Origin of the sequence: Lachnobacterium bovis, from assembly GCF_900111325.1 — a bacterium.
GTDB classification, from domain to species: Bacteria; Bacillota; Clostridia; order Lachnospirales; family Lachnospiraceae; genus Roseburia; species Roseburia bovis_A.
Map to the genome: position 1 here is coordinate 236810 of NZ_FOGW01000004.1, position 14289 is coordinate 251098.

13 protein-coding genes are annotated in these 14289 nt (G+C 31.3%); 1 reads left to right on the forward strand and 12 read right to left on the reverse strand.

Annotation, left to right across the window (positions count from 1 at the left end):
- Nucleotides 1-101 precede the first annotated feature (101 nt).
- Nucleotides 102-530, reverse strand: a complete 429-nt coding sequence (locus tag BMY79_RS01070) for a hypothetical protein (RefSeq protein WP_022749697.1) — start codon at nucleotides 528-530, stop codon at nucleotides 102-104.
- Nucleotides 531-775: 245 nt separating this feature from the next.
- On the opposite strand from BMY79_RS01070, the gene asnA reads away from it, so the two are divergent.
- Nucleotides 776-1786 carry an aspartate--ammonia ligase gene (gene asnA / locus BMY79_RS01075; protein ID WP_022749698.1) on the forward strand — a complete coding sequence of 337 codons (1011 nt, stop codon included), beginning with the start codon at nucleotides 776-778 and terminating at the stop codon, nucleotides 1784-1786.
- Nucleotides 1787-1943: 157 nt separating this feature from the next.
- Here asnA and BMY79_RS01080 read toward each other — a convergent pair whose 3' ends face one another.
- From BMY79_RS01080 to BMY79_RS01130, 11 genes are all read right to left on the reverse strand, one after another.
- Nucleotides 1944-3866, reverse strand: a complete 1923-nt coding sequence (locus BMY79_RS01080) for an NAD(+) synthase (protein ID WP_022749699.1) — start codon at nucleotides 3864-3866, stop codon at nucleotides 1944-1946.
- Nucleotides 3863-4735 (reverse strand): Hsp33 family molecular chaperone HslO, encoded by an 873-nt coding sequence (gene hslO / locus BMY79_RS01085; protein ID WP_022749701.1) that lies wholly within the window; start codon nucleotides 4733-4735, stop codon nucleotides 3863-3865. The genes BMY79_RS01080 and hslO overlap by 4 nt, the downstream gene beginning before the upstream one ends.
- Nucleotides 4736-4766: 31 nt before the next feature.
- On the reverse strand, nucleotides 4767-5510 hold the full coding sequence (locus tag BMY79_RS01090; protein ID WP_022749702.1) for a class I SAM-dependent DNA methyltransferase: 744 nt from the start codon (nucleotides 5508-5510) through the stop codon (nucleotides 4767-4769).
- Between the two features lie 99 nt (nucleotides 5511-5609).
- Nucleotides 5610-6569, reverse strand: a complete 960-nt coding sequence (locus tag BMY79_RS01095) for an MraY family glycosyltransferase (protein WP_022749703.1) — start codon at nucleotides 6567-6569, stop codon at nucleotides 5610-5612.
- A 67-nt stretch (nucleotides 6570-6636) separates the two neighbouring features.
- Nucleotides 6637-7779 (reverse strand): flagellin lysine-N-methylase, encoded by a 1143-nt coding sequence (gene fliB / locus BMY79_RS01100; protein WP_074730310.1) that lies wholly within the window; start codon nucleotides 7777-7779, stop codon nucleotides 6637-6639.
- A gap of 155 nt (nucleotides 7780-7934) precedes the next feature.
- A complete protein-coding gene (locus BMY79_RS01105; RefSeq protein ID WP_027422387.1) occupies nucleotides 7935-8210 on the reverse strand; it encodes a hypothetical protein in 276 nt (91 codons plus the stop codon).
- A gap of 87 nt (nucleotides 8211-8297) precedes the next feature.
- Nucleotides 8298-8819: an anaerobic ribonucleoside-triphosphate reductase activating protein gene (gene nrdG, locus BMY79_RS01110; protein ID WP_022750403.1), complete on the reverse strand. Its 522-nt coding sequence runs from the start codon at nucleotides 8817-8819 to the stop codon at nucleotides 8298-8300.
- A gap of 3 nt (nucleotides 8820-8822) precedes the next feature.
- A complete protein-coding gene (gene pyk, locus BMY79_RS01115) occupies nucleotides 8823-10250 on the reverse strand; it encodes a pyruvate kinase (RefSeq protein ID WP_034226402.1) in 1428 nt (475 codons plus the stop codon).
- A 126-nt stretch (nucleotides 10251-10376) separates the two neighbouring features.
- Complete coding sequence (gene arcC / locus BMY79_RS01120; RefSeq protein ID WP_022750400.1) at nucleotides 10377-11309, reverse strand: carbamate kinase; 933 nt, start codon at nucleotides 11307-11309, stop codon at nucleotides 10377-10379.
- A 267-nt stretch (nucleotides 11310-11576) separates the two neighbouring features.
- Nucleotides 11577-12032: a GtrA family protein gene (locus BMY79_RS01125; RefSeq protein WP_022750399.1), complete on the reverse strand. Its 456-nt coding sequence runs from the start codon at nucleotides 12030-12032 to the stop codon at nucleotides 11577-11579.
- A 193-nt stretch (nucleotides 12033-12225) separates the two neighbouring features.
- Nucleotides 12226-14175: a S1C family serine protease gene (locus tag BMY79_RS01130; RefSeq protein WP_083383424.1), complete on the reverse strand. Its 1950-nt coding sequence runs from the start codon at nucleotides 14173-14175 to the stop codon at nucleotides 12226-12228.
- Nucleotides 14176-14289 lie beyond the last annotated feature (114 nt).

Genomic DNA, 14289 nt, shown 5'->3' on the forward strand with positions numbered 1-14289 from the left:
AATTTTCCTTATTTTGAAAGTTTTCCTTAATACCTTTCTCCTAAAACCCTTTCGAAAAAAGAGTCCTTTGACCCAGGACTCTTTTTTCATTGTCACGATATTTATTTTTTTATTAAATGAATCAATTTAATGATTTTTACTTCATAAAAAATTATTTCAGCAAGAATTGCGACAACTACAACAAAACTATACCACTGTCCTAAATTGTATTCTAAAAGATCACACACCTCAGGAACTACTAAACTAGCAATAAAAATAAATTTAGCATATCTTATCATCTTAATGGAATATCGTCTGATATTACCTAAACATATCTCTGCTGGAATTGCATTAACTCTTTCTGGATAACAAGAAAGTATACTTAATCCCATATAAATTAATACTATAATTAAAATATTTATAACAAGGCTAAAAATTGATAAACTATGAATAACACAAAACACAACTTGCAAAGAAATGGATACAAGTAATAATAACGCACAAATAGCTTCAACAAACTTATCAAATTTAGTCATATCTCTTTTGTTCATTTTTCTTCCTCTTTCTCAAATTTTTATTAATATATAACAATATCATTATAATCATATCATAAATTCACAAAAAAGTATGTACATTTTATAGTTTTAATTTATTTTTTCTCTTGTAATTTTAGGATAATTATATTATTATTGTTCTGTGACTTTAATACATTAAAATGATTTATTCTTATAAATGTTTATTATTATATATGCCGATATCAATAAATAAACTTGAGTAAAGATAAAAAGGAGCTACTATGAAAAATTTAATTTTACCAGAAGATTACAAATCAGAACTAGATTTGCATGACACTCAATTAGCAATCAAAACTGTAAAGGATTTCTTCCAAGGAATGCTAGCGCAACGCCTAAATTTAACTCGTGTGTCTGCACCATTATTCGTTGATAAGGCTTCTGGATTAAATGATAACCTTAATGGTTATGAAAGACCTGTATCATTTGATATCAAAGCAGATGGTGATCGTGAAGCCGAAGTTGTTCACTCACTTGCTAAATGGAAACGTTTTGCACTTAAAAAATATGGTTTTTCTCATGGTGAAGGCATCTACACTGACATGAACGCTATTCGTCGTGATGAAGATCTCGACAACATCCATTCTGTTTTTGTTGATCAATGGGATTGGGAAAAAATTATTTCAAAAGAAGAACGTAATATGGACTTCTTAAAGGAAACTGTAAGAACTGTATACAAATGTCTTAGAAAAACTGAACAGTTTATGGCCATTCAGTATGATTATATTGACATGATTTTACCAAAAGATATTTATTTTATTACTACAGAAGAATTAGCTGAATTATTCCCTGACAATACACCAAAAGAAAGAGAATACTATATTGCTAAAGCCAAAGGTGCTGTATGTATTTTACAAATTGGTGACAAACTTGAAAATGGTGAACCTCATGATGGAAGAGCTCCAGATTATGATGATTGGTCATTAAATGCAGATATTCTTGTATACTATCCAGTTATCGATATTGCACTCGAACTTTCTTCAATGGGTATTCGTGTTGATAAAGATGCACTTCTTTCTCAACTTGATAAAGCTGATTGTAAAGATAGAGCGACATTACCATTCCATAAGGCTGTAATTAACGAAGAACTTCCACTTACAATCGGTGGTGGTATTGGACAATCTCGTATTTGTATGTTCTTTTTAAGAAAAGCACATATTGGCGAAGTTCAAAGTTCAATTTGGCCAGACGAAATGTTAAAAGAATGTGAAAAAGCCGGTGTGAAAATTTTATAATTATATTAAAAAAAAGGATTCAATGACTATCAAGCATAGTCATTAAATCCTTTTTTATATTGTTTTTAATTGCATTTTTATAAATCTTTTTGTTGTTCTTTATAATGCTTTTTTGTCTCTTTGTAAGATTTCTGTTTATTTAATTTCTTAAATAATTTTATTTATATAATTCTTCTATTTCATCAACTTCATCTAACCAAATTCTTGCACATGCATCTGAAGGCATTCTCAAATCACCTCTTGGTGATACTGCAACTGTACCTACCTTTGGACCATCTGGTAAACATGATCTCTTAAACTGCTGTGCAAAGAAACGTCTATAAAATGATTTTAACCATTTTAAAATCACTTCTCTATCATATTTATCAACGAACGCTTTTAAAGCAAGTCTATAAACTTTCTTTGGACTAAAGCCAAATCTTAAAATATAATACATAAAGAAATCATGAAGTTCATATGGGCCAACTAAATCTTCTGTTTTTTGAGAAATTTTACCATCTTCTGGTGGCAAAAGTTCTGGAGAAACAGGTGTATCTAAAACATCAAGTAACACATTACTTAAGACTTCATCTTCACAAGTATCTGCATAATATTTCACAAGATAACGCACTAATGTCTTTGGTATAGACACATTAACCGCATACATCGACATATGATCACCATTATATGTAGCCCATCCTAATGCTAATTCAGATAAATCGCCTGTACCAATTACTAAACCTGCATATTTATTGGCCATATCCATAAGAATTTGAGTTCTTTCTCTAGCTTGAGAATTTTCATAAGTCACATCATGTTTTGTAGAATCGTGCTCAATATCTCTAAAGTGAATATTTACCGCATCCACAATGCTAACTTCTTTAAATGTCGCACCTATTTTATTAATTAAATTAACTGCATTATCATATGTTCTATCAGTTGTACCAAATCCAGGCATAGTTACAGCAACGATATTTTTTCTTGGTAATCCGACTAAATCAAATGCTTTTGCAGCAACAATTAACGCCAATGTAGAGTCTAATCCACCAGAGATTCCAATAACAACGCTCTTGCAATTTGTATGCTCTAAACGTTTCTTTAGTCCCATTGCTTGTATATGTAAAATTTCTTCACATCTATTATCTCTGTACTCAATATTACTTGGCACAAAAGGTGTCTGTGCAATATAACGTGTTAAAACTGTTTTTTCTTTAGTAACATGGAATTTAACAACTTTATGTGTATTCTTAACCTCAAAAGTTGTCATTCTTCTACGTTCTTCTTCAATTTTTTCAAAATCAATTTCAGAATAAATAGTTTCATTAGCAAAGCGTTTTGCTTCTTTTAATACACTTCCATTTTCTGCAATGATATTATGTGCAGAATAAACAACATCACTTGTTGATTCACCATCTCCAGCTGAACAATAAATATATCCACAAATTAATCTTGCTGATTGTCCTGCAACAAGCTGTTTTCTGTATAAGCTTTTACCTGTAACTTCATCTGATGCTGATAAATTCACAATCAAAGTAGCTCCTGATAATGCATGAGAAATGCTTGGTGGGTTTGGAGTCCATAAATCTTCGCATATTTCTGCTGCTATTTTTAGTTTTGGCATTTCAATACTTTGTAAAATAATATCAGTTGTAAATGGTATTTCTTCTCCTGAAATAGAGATATACTTTTCATCAATTCCTTTTCCACTTGCGAAATATCTTCCCTCATAAAATTCATTATATGTAGGTAGATAAATCTTAGGAATAAGTGCTAAAATATCACCTCGTGAAACTGCAGCCACAACATTGTATAGTTTTCCATTTAACTCTAATGGTAAACCAACGAAAAATATAGCATCTAATGTTTCACTTTCCATTGCAATTTTTCTTAATTCATCTTTTGCAGAGTCAAGAAGTTGTTCTTGTAAAAACAAATCTCCACATGTATAACCTGTTATACATAGTTCTGGAAAAACAACTACTTTAGCACCATTTGATGCTGTCTCATTCATCATATCCCTAATTAGTTCACCATTATATTTTACATCTGCAACTTTTACTTTTGGTGTTACAGCTGCAACCTTAACAAACCCATTTCTCACGATTTTCTAATCTCCTTTAAATCATCGATACTAAATTTATATGCGGAATTACAGAATTGACACTTAACTTCAATTTCTTCACCATCATTAATAATACTATCTAAATCTTTTTTGCTTAATGTTGAAATTGCTCTAGCAATTTTCTCTTTAGAACAATCACATACAAATCCTGTTTCAATTGTATCTGTTATTTCTACTCCAAAATCACCTAAAATTTCTTCAAGAATTTCTTCTGGTGTCATTCCTTTTTCCATCATTTCTGTAACAGATGCAATATTTTTTATTTTTTCTTCTAATTTATCTACAACTTCGTCACTTGTAAAAGGCATAAGCTGAATAATAAATCCACCAGCTTCTTTGACCGACTGATCCTTATCAACTAAAACACCTAAACCGACTGCTGAAGGTACCTGTTCTGATGTAGCAAAATAATATGTCAAATCTTCTGCGATTTCACCAGTTTGTAATTGGCATTGTCCAACATATGGCTCTTTTAGGCCCATATCTTTAATAACACTTAATACACCTAAATCAAGAGCTCCACCAACATCTAATTTACCTAATTTATTTGGTGGTAAATCAACATTTGGATTCATAACAAATCCCTTAACTTCACATTTTGAATTAGCAGTAACTGTTAATCCCTTAATTGGACCGGCACATTGAATTTGCAATGTTAAAATATCTTTTTCACCTTTTAACATACTCCCCATCATTGCTCCACCTGTTAACAAGCGTCCTAATGCCGCTGTTGCAACTGGTGAAGTTTTATGCGCTATCCTCGCATCTTCAACCATTTGTGTTGATTTAATTGCAAACGCTCTAATACTTGCATCTGCTGCTGTTGCTCTTACTATATAATCCTTCATGTAATCCTCCTAAATGTAACAATAAAAATTATTAATGGCAATCTTTTTGTGCGACAAAAGTTACAATTTCACTATCTTCCATAGCATCTTCATTTGAATATTCATCTTTAATTTCTAAAATAGTAAAACCATTTGTTTCTAACAATTTTTTTATTAATTCTAAAGAATATGCCTTTTGAAAATGTACTTCTTCAAATTTTCTATATAAATTTTCTTTTTCCTTGATGAACAAAGCTAATTGATATTCATTAACACCACTTTCTTCATCATAGTAATTATCCCAAATAAAGCTACCATCTTCTCTATTTTCTGCATATGTATTATCCTGCAAAATTTCTTTATATTTGTACTCAGTATTCAAATCAAAAATAAATAAACCTTTATTTTCTAAATGCTCATAGACACTTTGAAAAACATTATACAAATCTGTCTCTTCTAGAATATAATTCAAGCAATTACAAGTACTGTATGCTGCCTTAAAATCACTATACAAATCCATATCTATAATGTTTTGATGAAGATACATTATATCAGAGTCATTTCTATTTGCTGCCACTTCAAGCATTTCTATAGAACTATCTACTCCAACTAAATCGTATCCTTTTTTCGAAAGTAATCTAGTGATTTTTCCTGTTCCACAGCCTAAATCTAAAATTTTTCCTTCAATTATACCATGTTTATGCAACTGTTCATATATAAAATCTGTCCATTGTTCATACGACACATTATCCATAAACATATCATATACCTGTGCAAAACTTGTATATGCTTCCATTAATTACCTCCTAGCATATAAATCCATTTTTTTTAACTAGAACTAGTAAAAAAGAAGTGGCTGTTATTATATTTAACTGTCACTCCTTTACTTTTTATATTACATATTAACCAAGTACAATGCTAATGCAGAAACCATAATTTGAATTATAGCCAATCTCATAACTACCTGAGTATTAGACCAATTCATTTTCTTTCTAGCATGATCATGAAGTGGTGTTGTAATATTTTTCATAATATTTATTTTAATTGTCCTAATTAATGTAACTTTTACAAGTCCTAATCCGCCATCTAAAATAAGCACAATTGCAAATAATAAATACATAAAAGGACTTTGAGACTTAAGAATTGCTATAGCAATAAATACACCCATTGCTCTTGAACCTGCGTCACCCATCAAAAGTTTACTTGGTGTAGAGTTAAACCATAAATAAGCTAATAAAGCAATTATAAATAAAACAATAACAATTTTAAAATCATCCGATGTATCTCTCATCTCATCTAAAATATAAATTGAAGCTAATGTAATAGTTGTTAATGTTGCAGATAGTCCGTCAACTCCATCTGAGCAATTTGTAACATTTATTGATGCCCACACTAGAACAACTGTTAGAATTGCAAATAAAATTGGATTGAATTTAACTGTTGCATCAAATACAGCAAAATTAACCTCACATCCATTAAATTTAATATAAACACCAGCTACAACTAATGCAACGCACATATCGAGAATACCTTTTATTAATTCTCCCCATGGTTTTTCAGCTGCATCATCAAAATATCCAGTAAACATCTCGGCTACAACTAACAATAAATATATAACTAATTCTATACTTATTCGAGTCACAAGCAATGCACCTATAACAAATGTAAATACAAATATTATACCAGCACCTCTTGGTTTTCCCGCTGATTTTGCTCCATCTACCGCAAAGGCTCTACCCTGATCATGTGGTAAAAAATCCATTAAATACTTTAATGCAAAAAATGTAGCAAAAAAAGTAAATATTATGCCAATCAAATTAACTAGTGATGCATTCACTAAACAGTAATTTAACATAATTTCCTCCTTGTAATCTATCACATACGTTTTCCATTATATTATTAATGAAAAAAAATGTAAAGTGCTACATCAAGATATCTTCAATTTTTGTAAAATTCATTTCATCTTCTATAATTTCAACATTCTCTTCTGAATGCTCTACTTCTTTTGAAAACATCTTAACTGTCTCTATTCTGTCAACATTAGAATAAATTTGATCATTACACTCAAATACACATGCATCCATATCTAAAATAAATCTTGGACAATATATAGCTGATTTTACTTTTGATAAAATATTATTATCATATACACTATTCATAAAATATCTAAACACAAAATACACTGATAATTTTTCAAAATCAAATACATTATAACTTTCGCTGTTTTTAAAGTTTTCAATCAAATTATTGTATACATTTGCATCTGGATATTTTTCATTTAAAATTTTCTTAAAGTCTATCCACTTCTCATTTATAGTTTCTAAACCATCAAATAATGCAAATCTATACTTGTATGCTAAAAATTCTTGTTCGCCATCTGTTTTAATATTTTTTAATTCGGAAATTTCACTATCACTAGAGACAAATTCAATAAATTCTTTATCTCTTAAATCTACAATTTGATAGTTTTCCATATTAAAACGATCTTGAGTAAATTTTCCATATGCTAAAGCCTTAATATTTCTATCTTCAAGAGTAAGGCTATCATCTTCAAATATTTCTATAAGATTATTTTGTACATTTTCCAAGAATTTAATTCTTTCTTTTTCTGTTTCATCCTCTTCTAAATCATTACCAACATATTTATCTTCATAGTCAATAATACTTATCTTATCTTGCTTAGTGAATAATATACGACCAACTTCTTCACACGCAAGACTTAAACATTTTTGCAACACATTACCATATTCTATTGCAAATCTAGGATATTCTGTACAAATTTCACTTAATGATTCCTCTCCCATTTTTATGCAAATTTCGCATAAATTAGCAGAACTTAAAAATGGACATCTTCCTTTTTCATTTAATTTAAAAATAGGTGTTCCATCTTCTGCTTCTCCTAAACAGGATTTTAATTTATCTCCAAAAGGACTATCTTCTACTGTCATATAATAATCCCTTGTTTCTTCATCTACATCAATTTCCCAACCTCTACAGCAACAATCTCTACAATTGCTTGCTATACAATGAAATTCATCATAATAATCTGGAACTCTTAAAATCATACTTTCACCTCAAAATGTATCTCTAATTATAAACTTCTAACTGCTAATTATACTCTATAAATGTTAATCATTCTCTATAAACGTTAACTATTCTCTATAAATGTTAATCATTCTCTATAAACGTTAACTATTTTCTTTAAACGTTAACCATTTTCTCAATCGTCGAATCCACGACAATAATTATAAAACATATACATAATTCCCCACGCAATCGAACCCATTGGAATTGCAAAAAGGATTTTCAATAAACTAATTAAAAGGATTGAAACATTTATTTGTTCTCTTTTACTCATCGATATCAAATCACAAATAGGACAATACATCATCAAATAAATTCCTATATAACCACCTACAACATATGCGCCCACAAAAAAAATATATTTTAAAGTAAATTTAATTCCTTTTCTAATTTTTTTTATTGAAGTTTGCATATCTCCTCCTTAATTAATTTTTACAAAAAAATAAATCTATAACACAGATACACCTGTATCTGTGCAACAGATTTCAAAATGTATTACTTACTCCATTGCAAGCACTACTTCGCCACTCTCTAATGTCTTCTTGATATCAATTACACGTTGGTTCCTTGAACCTCTAAATTTAATCGTTAAGTCCTTTTGTTCTTCTATGAAAGGACCATCAACTAAAACATCAATCAATTTAATTAATTCATCAGTATATTCTGTATGCTTTTTGCCACCGACTTGTAAATCTTTTTCAAAAACATACCCTGTATATGCCCAAATATCTTTATTAGGATATAACTCTTTTACTTTTATTAAAAAAGGGAGTATATCCTTTTGATTTTCTTCTTCAAACGGATCTCCTCCTAATAAAGTTAAACCCTTAATATAGTCTGGCTTTAATGAATCTATTAATTCTTTCTGCAAAGCATCATCAAAAGGCTTCCCATATGAGAAATCCCATGTTTCTGGCTGGAAACATCCTTTACAATGATTCCGGCAGCCGGAAACGAATAATACGCTCCGGCAACCTAAACCATTTGCAATGTCGCAGTATTTTACTGCTGCATAATTCATATATTAGTCAACTTTCTGAACTTTAACAAGGTTAGTTGTTCCAGAAACACCAAGTGGTACACCAGCTGTCATTACAACTGTGTCGTTGCTATTAAGCATTCCAGAAGCTTTACCTTCATCAATTGCATGATTGAATAAGTTGTCTAAATCTTCTTGTTCCTGAAGTAATACAGGTTGTACACCCCAGCAAAGATTTAACTGACGATATACTCTCTTTGTTAAACATCCACCCATGATTGGTGCAAGTGGACGATACTTAGATACTTCGTATACTGTACGACCAGATTTAGTTACTGTAAGGATAGCCTGAGCACCTAAATCAGCAGCTAATGTACATGTAGCGTGTGAGATAGCACCTGTGATATCTTTATCAAGAGTAGTAGATCTCTTCTTTAATCTTTCAACGTAGTTGATATCTTTTTCTGTACGCTCAGCAATTTTAGCCATTGTCTTAACAGCTTCTACTGGATAATCACCGTTTGCTGTTTCACCAGAAAGCATAACAGCACCTGTTCCATCATAGATAGCGTTAGCAACGTCAGTAGCTTCTGCACGAGTTGGTCTTGGGTTTCTAATCATAGAATCAAGCATCTGTGTAGCTGTAATAACGATTTTACCAGCTGCAACTACTTTCTTAATGATCATCTTCTGGATTACTGGTACATCCTCAAGTGGGATTTCAACACCCATGTCACCACGAGCTACCATGATACCATCAGATACTTCGATGATTTCATCGATGTTTTTAACACCTTGCATATTTTCGATTTTAGAGATGATCTTGATATCTGTACCTTTTTTCTCTTCTAAGATTTTTCTGATATCTAAAACATCTTGAGCTGTACGAACGAATGAAGCTGCGATAAAGTCATATCCGTTTTCTACAGCAAATACAATATCATCATGATCTTTAGGGCTAATGAATTCCATAGAAAGATCTACGTCTGGTACATTAACACCTTTTTTGTTACCAACTTTTCCACCATTTTCTACACGACAGTGAATTTCGTTACCTTCAACGCTTAATACTAACATATCAATTAAACCATCATCGATTAAGATATGATTTCCAGCTTTAACGTCGCTTGGTAATTCTTTATATGTGATAGAAACGATATCCTGTGTACCGATAACGCTCTCATCTGTTGTAAGTGTGAATTCCTGTCCTTTTTCAAGAACGATTCCACCGTTTTCGAAATTACCTAAACGAATTTCTGGTCCTTTAGTATCAAGTAAAGCTGCAACTGGTTTACCCATTTCTTCGCGAACTTTCTTTAATCTTTCTAAACGACTCTTCTGCTCGTCATGTAAACCATGAGAGAAATTGAAACGTGCTACGTTCATTCCAGCTTCGATAAGCTGACGTAATGTTTCTTCATCATTGGCTGCTGGGCCTAATGTACAAACGATTTTTGTTTTGCGATAATACATAAAATCCTCCTGAATATCTTGCCACATTTGTGGTTAATTTGTATCTATATAGACGCTATACATAAGTATAACTCTAGCTACCATTTTTTATATCGGCTCTCGACAAGAAATGTATAATGATTCAAATTATTTTTTTATTAAAGTTCCCATTCCACCTGAAATAGAATTTGACTCTTTATTTAACTTTGTAATTAACACTGATTTAATAGCTGAATCGCCAATAAAATCAATTGCCGCCTCAATTTTTGGTTTCATTGTTCCATTTTCAAATTCACCTTTTTCAAGTAAATCTTTTGCTTCTTCAAGTGAAAGAACATCAAGTTCTTCTTGATTATCTTTACCATAATTGACGCAAACCTTATCTACACTTGTCAAAATTATTAGTCTATCGGCATCAAGCAACTGCGCCAAACGACCTGCCGCTAAATCTTTTTCAATAACAGCACTTGCTCCCTTTAAGATATGTCCCTGTGCAAGTACCGGTATTCCACCACCGCCACAAGCAATAACAACTTGATCAGCATCAGACAACGCTCTAATTGCATCTATTTCTACAATATTGCCAGGCTTAGGTGCAGCTACAATTCTTCTGTAGCCTCCTTCTACTTCGACAGTATGATTTCCTTTTTTCTCTTCTTCTTCCGCTTCTTGCGCATTCATTATTCTACCAATTATCTTGGTTGGATGGTAAAAAGCCTCATCATATGGATCAACCTCAACTTGCGTTAAAATAGTTGAAACTGTTTTATAAATTCCTCTTCCAAGAAGTTCTGTACGAATTGCATTCTGTAAATCATATCCAATATAACCTTGACTCATTGCAGAACATACTGACATTGGTGTCTTAGTATATTCAGGATAAATTCTACAGAATTCATTCATAGCAGTATGAATCATACCTACCTGTGGACCATTACTATGAGTTATTACAACTTGGTAATCATCTCTAATAAAATCCACAACCGCCTTTGCAGTTTTTTCAATTGCCTTTTTCTGTTCAGGCAAAGTTGTTCCTAATGCATCATGTCCTAGGGCAATTACAATTTTCTTTTTTTTCATATAACAAAGCCTCCTCAAACCAATAATAACTATGTTACTATTATGATTTAATTCGAGTAGTTTGTCAATTATTTTGCAATCACTCCGTATCATATAATACACTATTTTTTACAAAAAATCTATTTTTTTATCGATAATATATTATTGATTTTTTGTCTTTTTTTCGTCAATTTCAACTAAAGGAGAAATGTCAATTCATCTTTTGTCTTTTTTTTAACAATCAAAAAGCAAAAAGTCAGACAAAGGTGACCTTTGCCCGCTAATTGATTATCTATTAATTTCTTTATATGTTATTTCTCTTATTGTTGAATTTATTACTTCTTTTTCTTTTGACGAATCAAGAAAAAGTTTTCTAGAGAAGAAATTATAAATGGTTACAATGAGTGATGCATAAATTTTTGCATGCATATATGAAAATTCCAAAAATTCTACTCCACACCACATCAATAATAAATTTAACCCCAAACCTACAACACTTAATGAAGTAAATATTATAATTTCTATTATCTTATGCATTTCCTCTTTGCCTTGGAATACAAATTGCATACTTAAAATATAATTAATTATGACTGAAATTGTGAATGAAAACGCACAAGAAAATAGGTACTCCATATTGCAAACTTCAGTGAACACAATCATCAATACATAGTCTATTAAAAAACACGATGTACCCACTGCACTAAATTTGCACATTTGTAATACTAGATTTTTTAATTTTTTCATTAGAATGCTTCTCCTTGTTGATTTTCTTATCCATAAATAAACAACGGTATGATTATATTCCTAATTTTTGTATTTTTCAAGTAAATATGCTCGCTTTGGAAATTGACACAAATGTTTTTTGTAATTTCCAAACGAGCATATATTATTTTTTATAAAACTTTTATGTAATTTATATTTTTTTTATGCAATAATACTATTGATTTTTACCGCCTAAAGTAACCTCAACTTCACTTTCTTTGTAACCTTCTCCATCTTGATGTAAAACTTTAAGCTTAACTTTATCTCCTTTTTTACATTTTGACAGTTTACTTTGTAGTTCTTGCATAGTACTAATTTTAGTTCCATCAATTCCTACAATTATATCTCCTCTTTGTATTTTTGCTGCTTCTGCACCACTTCCTGGTTGTACACCAGTGATATAAACACCCTTAGGAATATCAAGCACTGTACTATAATCATCAGTAATATTACTTCCTGTAATACCTAAATATCCTTTTTCATCTTCATTTATTTTTTCATTAGAAATTAGGCTTTCTACAATTGGTTTAACGTCTTCCATCGGAATTGCAAAACCAACACCCTCAATCGCTGCACCATATGTTTTAGCAGTGTTAATACCAATAACTTCACCTTTGTTATTTAATAATGCTCCACCACTATTTCCAGGATTAATTGCCGCATCCGTTTGAATTAAATTTGTAGCAGATGATTCTCCTCCTGTTGCAGTTTGACCGTTCATAGATCTACCCAACGCGGAAATAACTCCAGTTGTAACTGATTGTCCATAACCTAACGCATTACCAATTGCAATTGTTGGTTCTCCTACATTTAATTTCTTTGAATCTCCAATTTGAGCTAGCTTTATTTTTTTAGATGTTGCGCCTTTAACATCTGAAAGTTTAACTCTTATAACCGCAACATCGTTAGTTGAATCTTGTCCTTGTATTTCTGCTGGAGCAACTGAATTGTCACAAAATGTAACTTTTAATGATGATGCATCCGATACAACGTGTTTATTTGTAACAATATATAAATATGTTTCATTTTGTTTAATTATAATTCCAGATCCTGCAGATGCTTTAGGCTTACTACTTCTTCTAAAATAATAACTATATAAATCATCATCAGACGATGATTGTTGTACGTTTGTAATTGCAACAATTGATGGCATAACCTCATCTACAACATCTGATACATCCTGTAAATTCTTTGCTTTTCCTTTTGTGTTTGTAGTACTTAATTTCACATTATTTCCATTAGATGTAAAACTTACTCCATTATAATCTAGCCCTGCAACAACTCCAGCCACAAGCACACCGACAGCTACGGGAATTGCAATAATTGCTGCAATTTTACCTTTTGTGCCCCTGTTTTTTTTGTTATAGTTTCCATTATAATTTCCAGAATTAAATTCTGGTGTATAATCATTTACCATTCCATTATTAATAGCATTGTTATTTATATTATTGTTTATATTGTTGTTTGTATTGTTGTTTGTATCATTATCGATATCATTGTTATTTATTGTATCATTTCCGATATCATTGTTTGTTGTTAATCCCCTGTTTTCTTCTACAGAATTAATTTCATTTCTAGTTTCTTGTACGATTTCTTCATCTTTATTTAATTTTACCGAATCTTCATTGCCATTTTGTTTAATCATTTCTGTTTTTTGATTCGTTGGTTGATTCTGGTTCATTGGCTGGCCCTGGTTCATTGGCTGACCCTGATTCATTGGCTGACCCTGGTTCATTGGATAGCCTTGATTCATTGGCTGACCTTGGTTCATTGACTGGCCCTGATTCATTGGATAGCCTTGGTTCATTGGCTGACCTTGATTCATTGGATAGCCTTGATTCATTGGATAGCCTTGATTCATTGGCTGGCCCTGGTTCATTGGCTGACCCTGGTTCATTGGATATCCTTGGTTCATTGGCTGGCCCTGGTTCATTGGCTGACCCTGGTTCATTGGATACCCCTGGTTCATTGGATAGCCTTGGTTCATTGGATAGCCTTGGTTCATTGGATAGCCCTGGTTCATTGATCTATTAATGTATGGATTACCATTTAAATTATCCATATTTGGATTATAATTCAATCCATTTTCATGATTATTTCCTTGATTATTTTTTCTATCTTCCACTATTTTTCTCCTTCCTCAAATGCTCTCAATCAGCTTCTCTAGTATATAAAATAAGTGTACCCACAGCTTGTGTTTATTATGTGATCAAACATTTAATTTTTAAGGTTTAATCTT

Bases quoted from the DNA above. Each gene is read 5' to 3' on its own strand.
- BMY79_RS01070 (WP_022749697.1), bottom strand. From the start codon at position 530: ATGAACAAAAGAGATATGACTAAATTTGATAAGTTTGTTGAAGCTATT.
- asnA (WP_022749698.1), top strand. From the start codon at position 776: ATGAAAAATTTAATTTTACCAGAAGATTACAAATCAGAACTAGATTTG.
- hslO (WP_022749701.1), bottom strand. From the start codon at position 4,735: ATGAAGGATTATATAGTAAGAGCAACAGCAGCAGATGCAAGTATTAGA.
- BMY79_RS01090 (WP_022749702.1), bottom strand. From the start codon at position 5,510: ATGGAAGCATATACAAGTTTTGCACAGGTATATGATATGTTTATGGAT.
- BMY79_RS01095 (WP_022749703.1), bottom strand. From the start codon at position 6,569: ATGTTAAATTACTGTTTAGTGAATGCATCACTAGTTAATTTGATTGGC.
- fliB (WP_074730310.1), bottom strand. From the start codon at position 7,779: ATGATTTTAAGAGTTCCAGATTATTATGATGAATTTCATTGTATAGCA.
- BMY79_RS01105 (WP_027422387.1), bottom strand. From the start codon at position 8,210: ATGCAAACTTCAATAAAAAAAATTAGAAAAGGAATTAAATTTACTTTA.
- nrdG (WP_022750403.1), bottom strand. From the start codon at position 8,819: ATGAATTATGCAGCAGTAAAATACTGCGACATTGCAAATGGTTTAGGT.
- pyk (WP_034226402.1), bottom strand. From the start codon at position 10,250: ATGTATTATCGCAAAACAAAAATCGTTTGTACATTAGGCCCAGCAGCC.
- arcC (WP_022750400.1), bottom strand. From the start codon at position 11,309: ATGAAAAAAAAGAAAATTGTAATTGCCCTAGGACATGATGCATTAGGA.
- BMY79_RS01125 (WP_022750399.1), bottom strand. From the start codon at position 12,032: ATGAAAAAATTAAAAAATCTAGTATTACAAATGTGCAAATTTAGTGCA.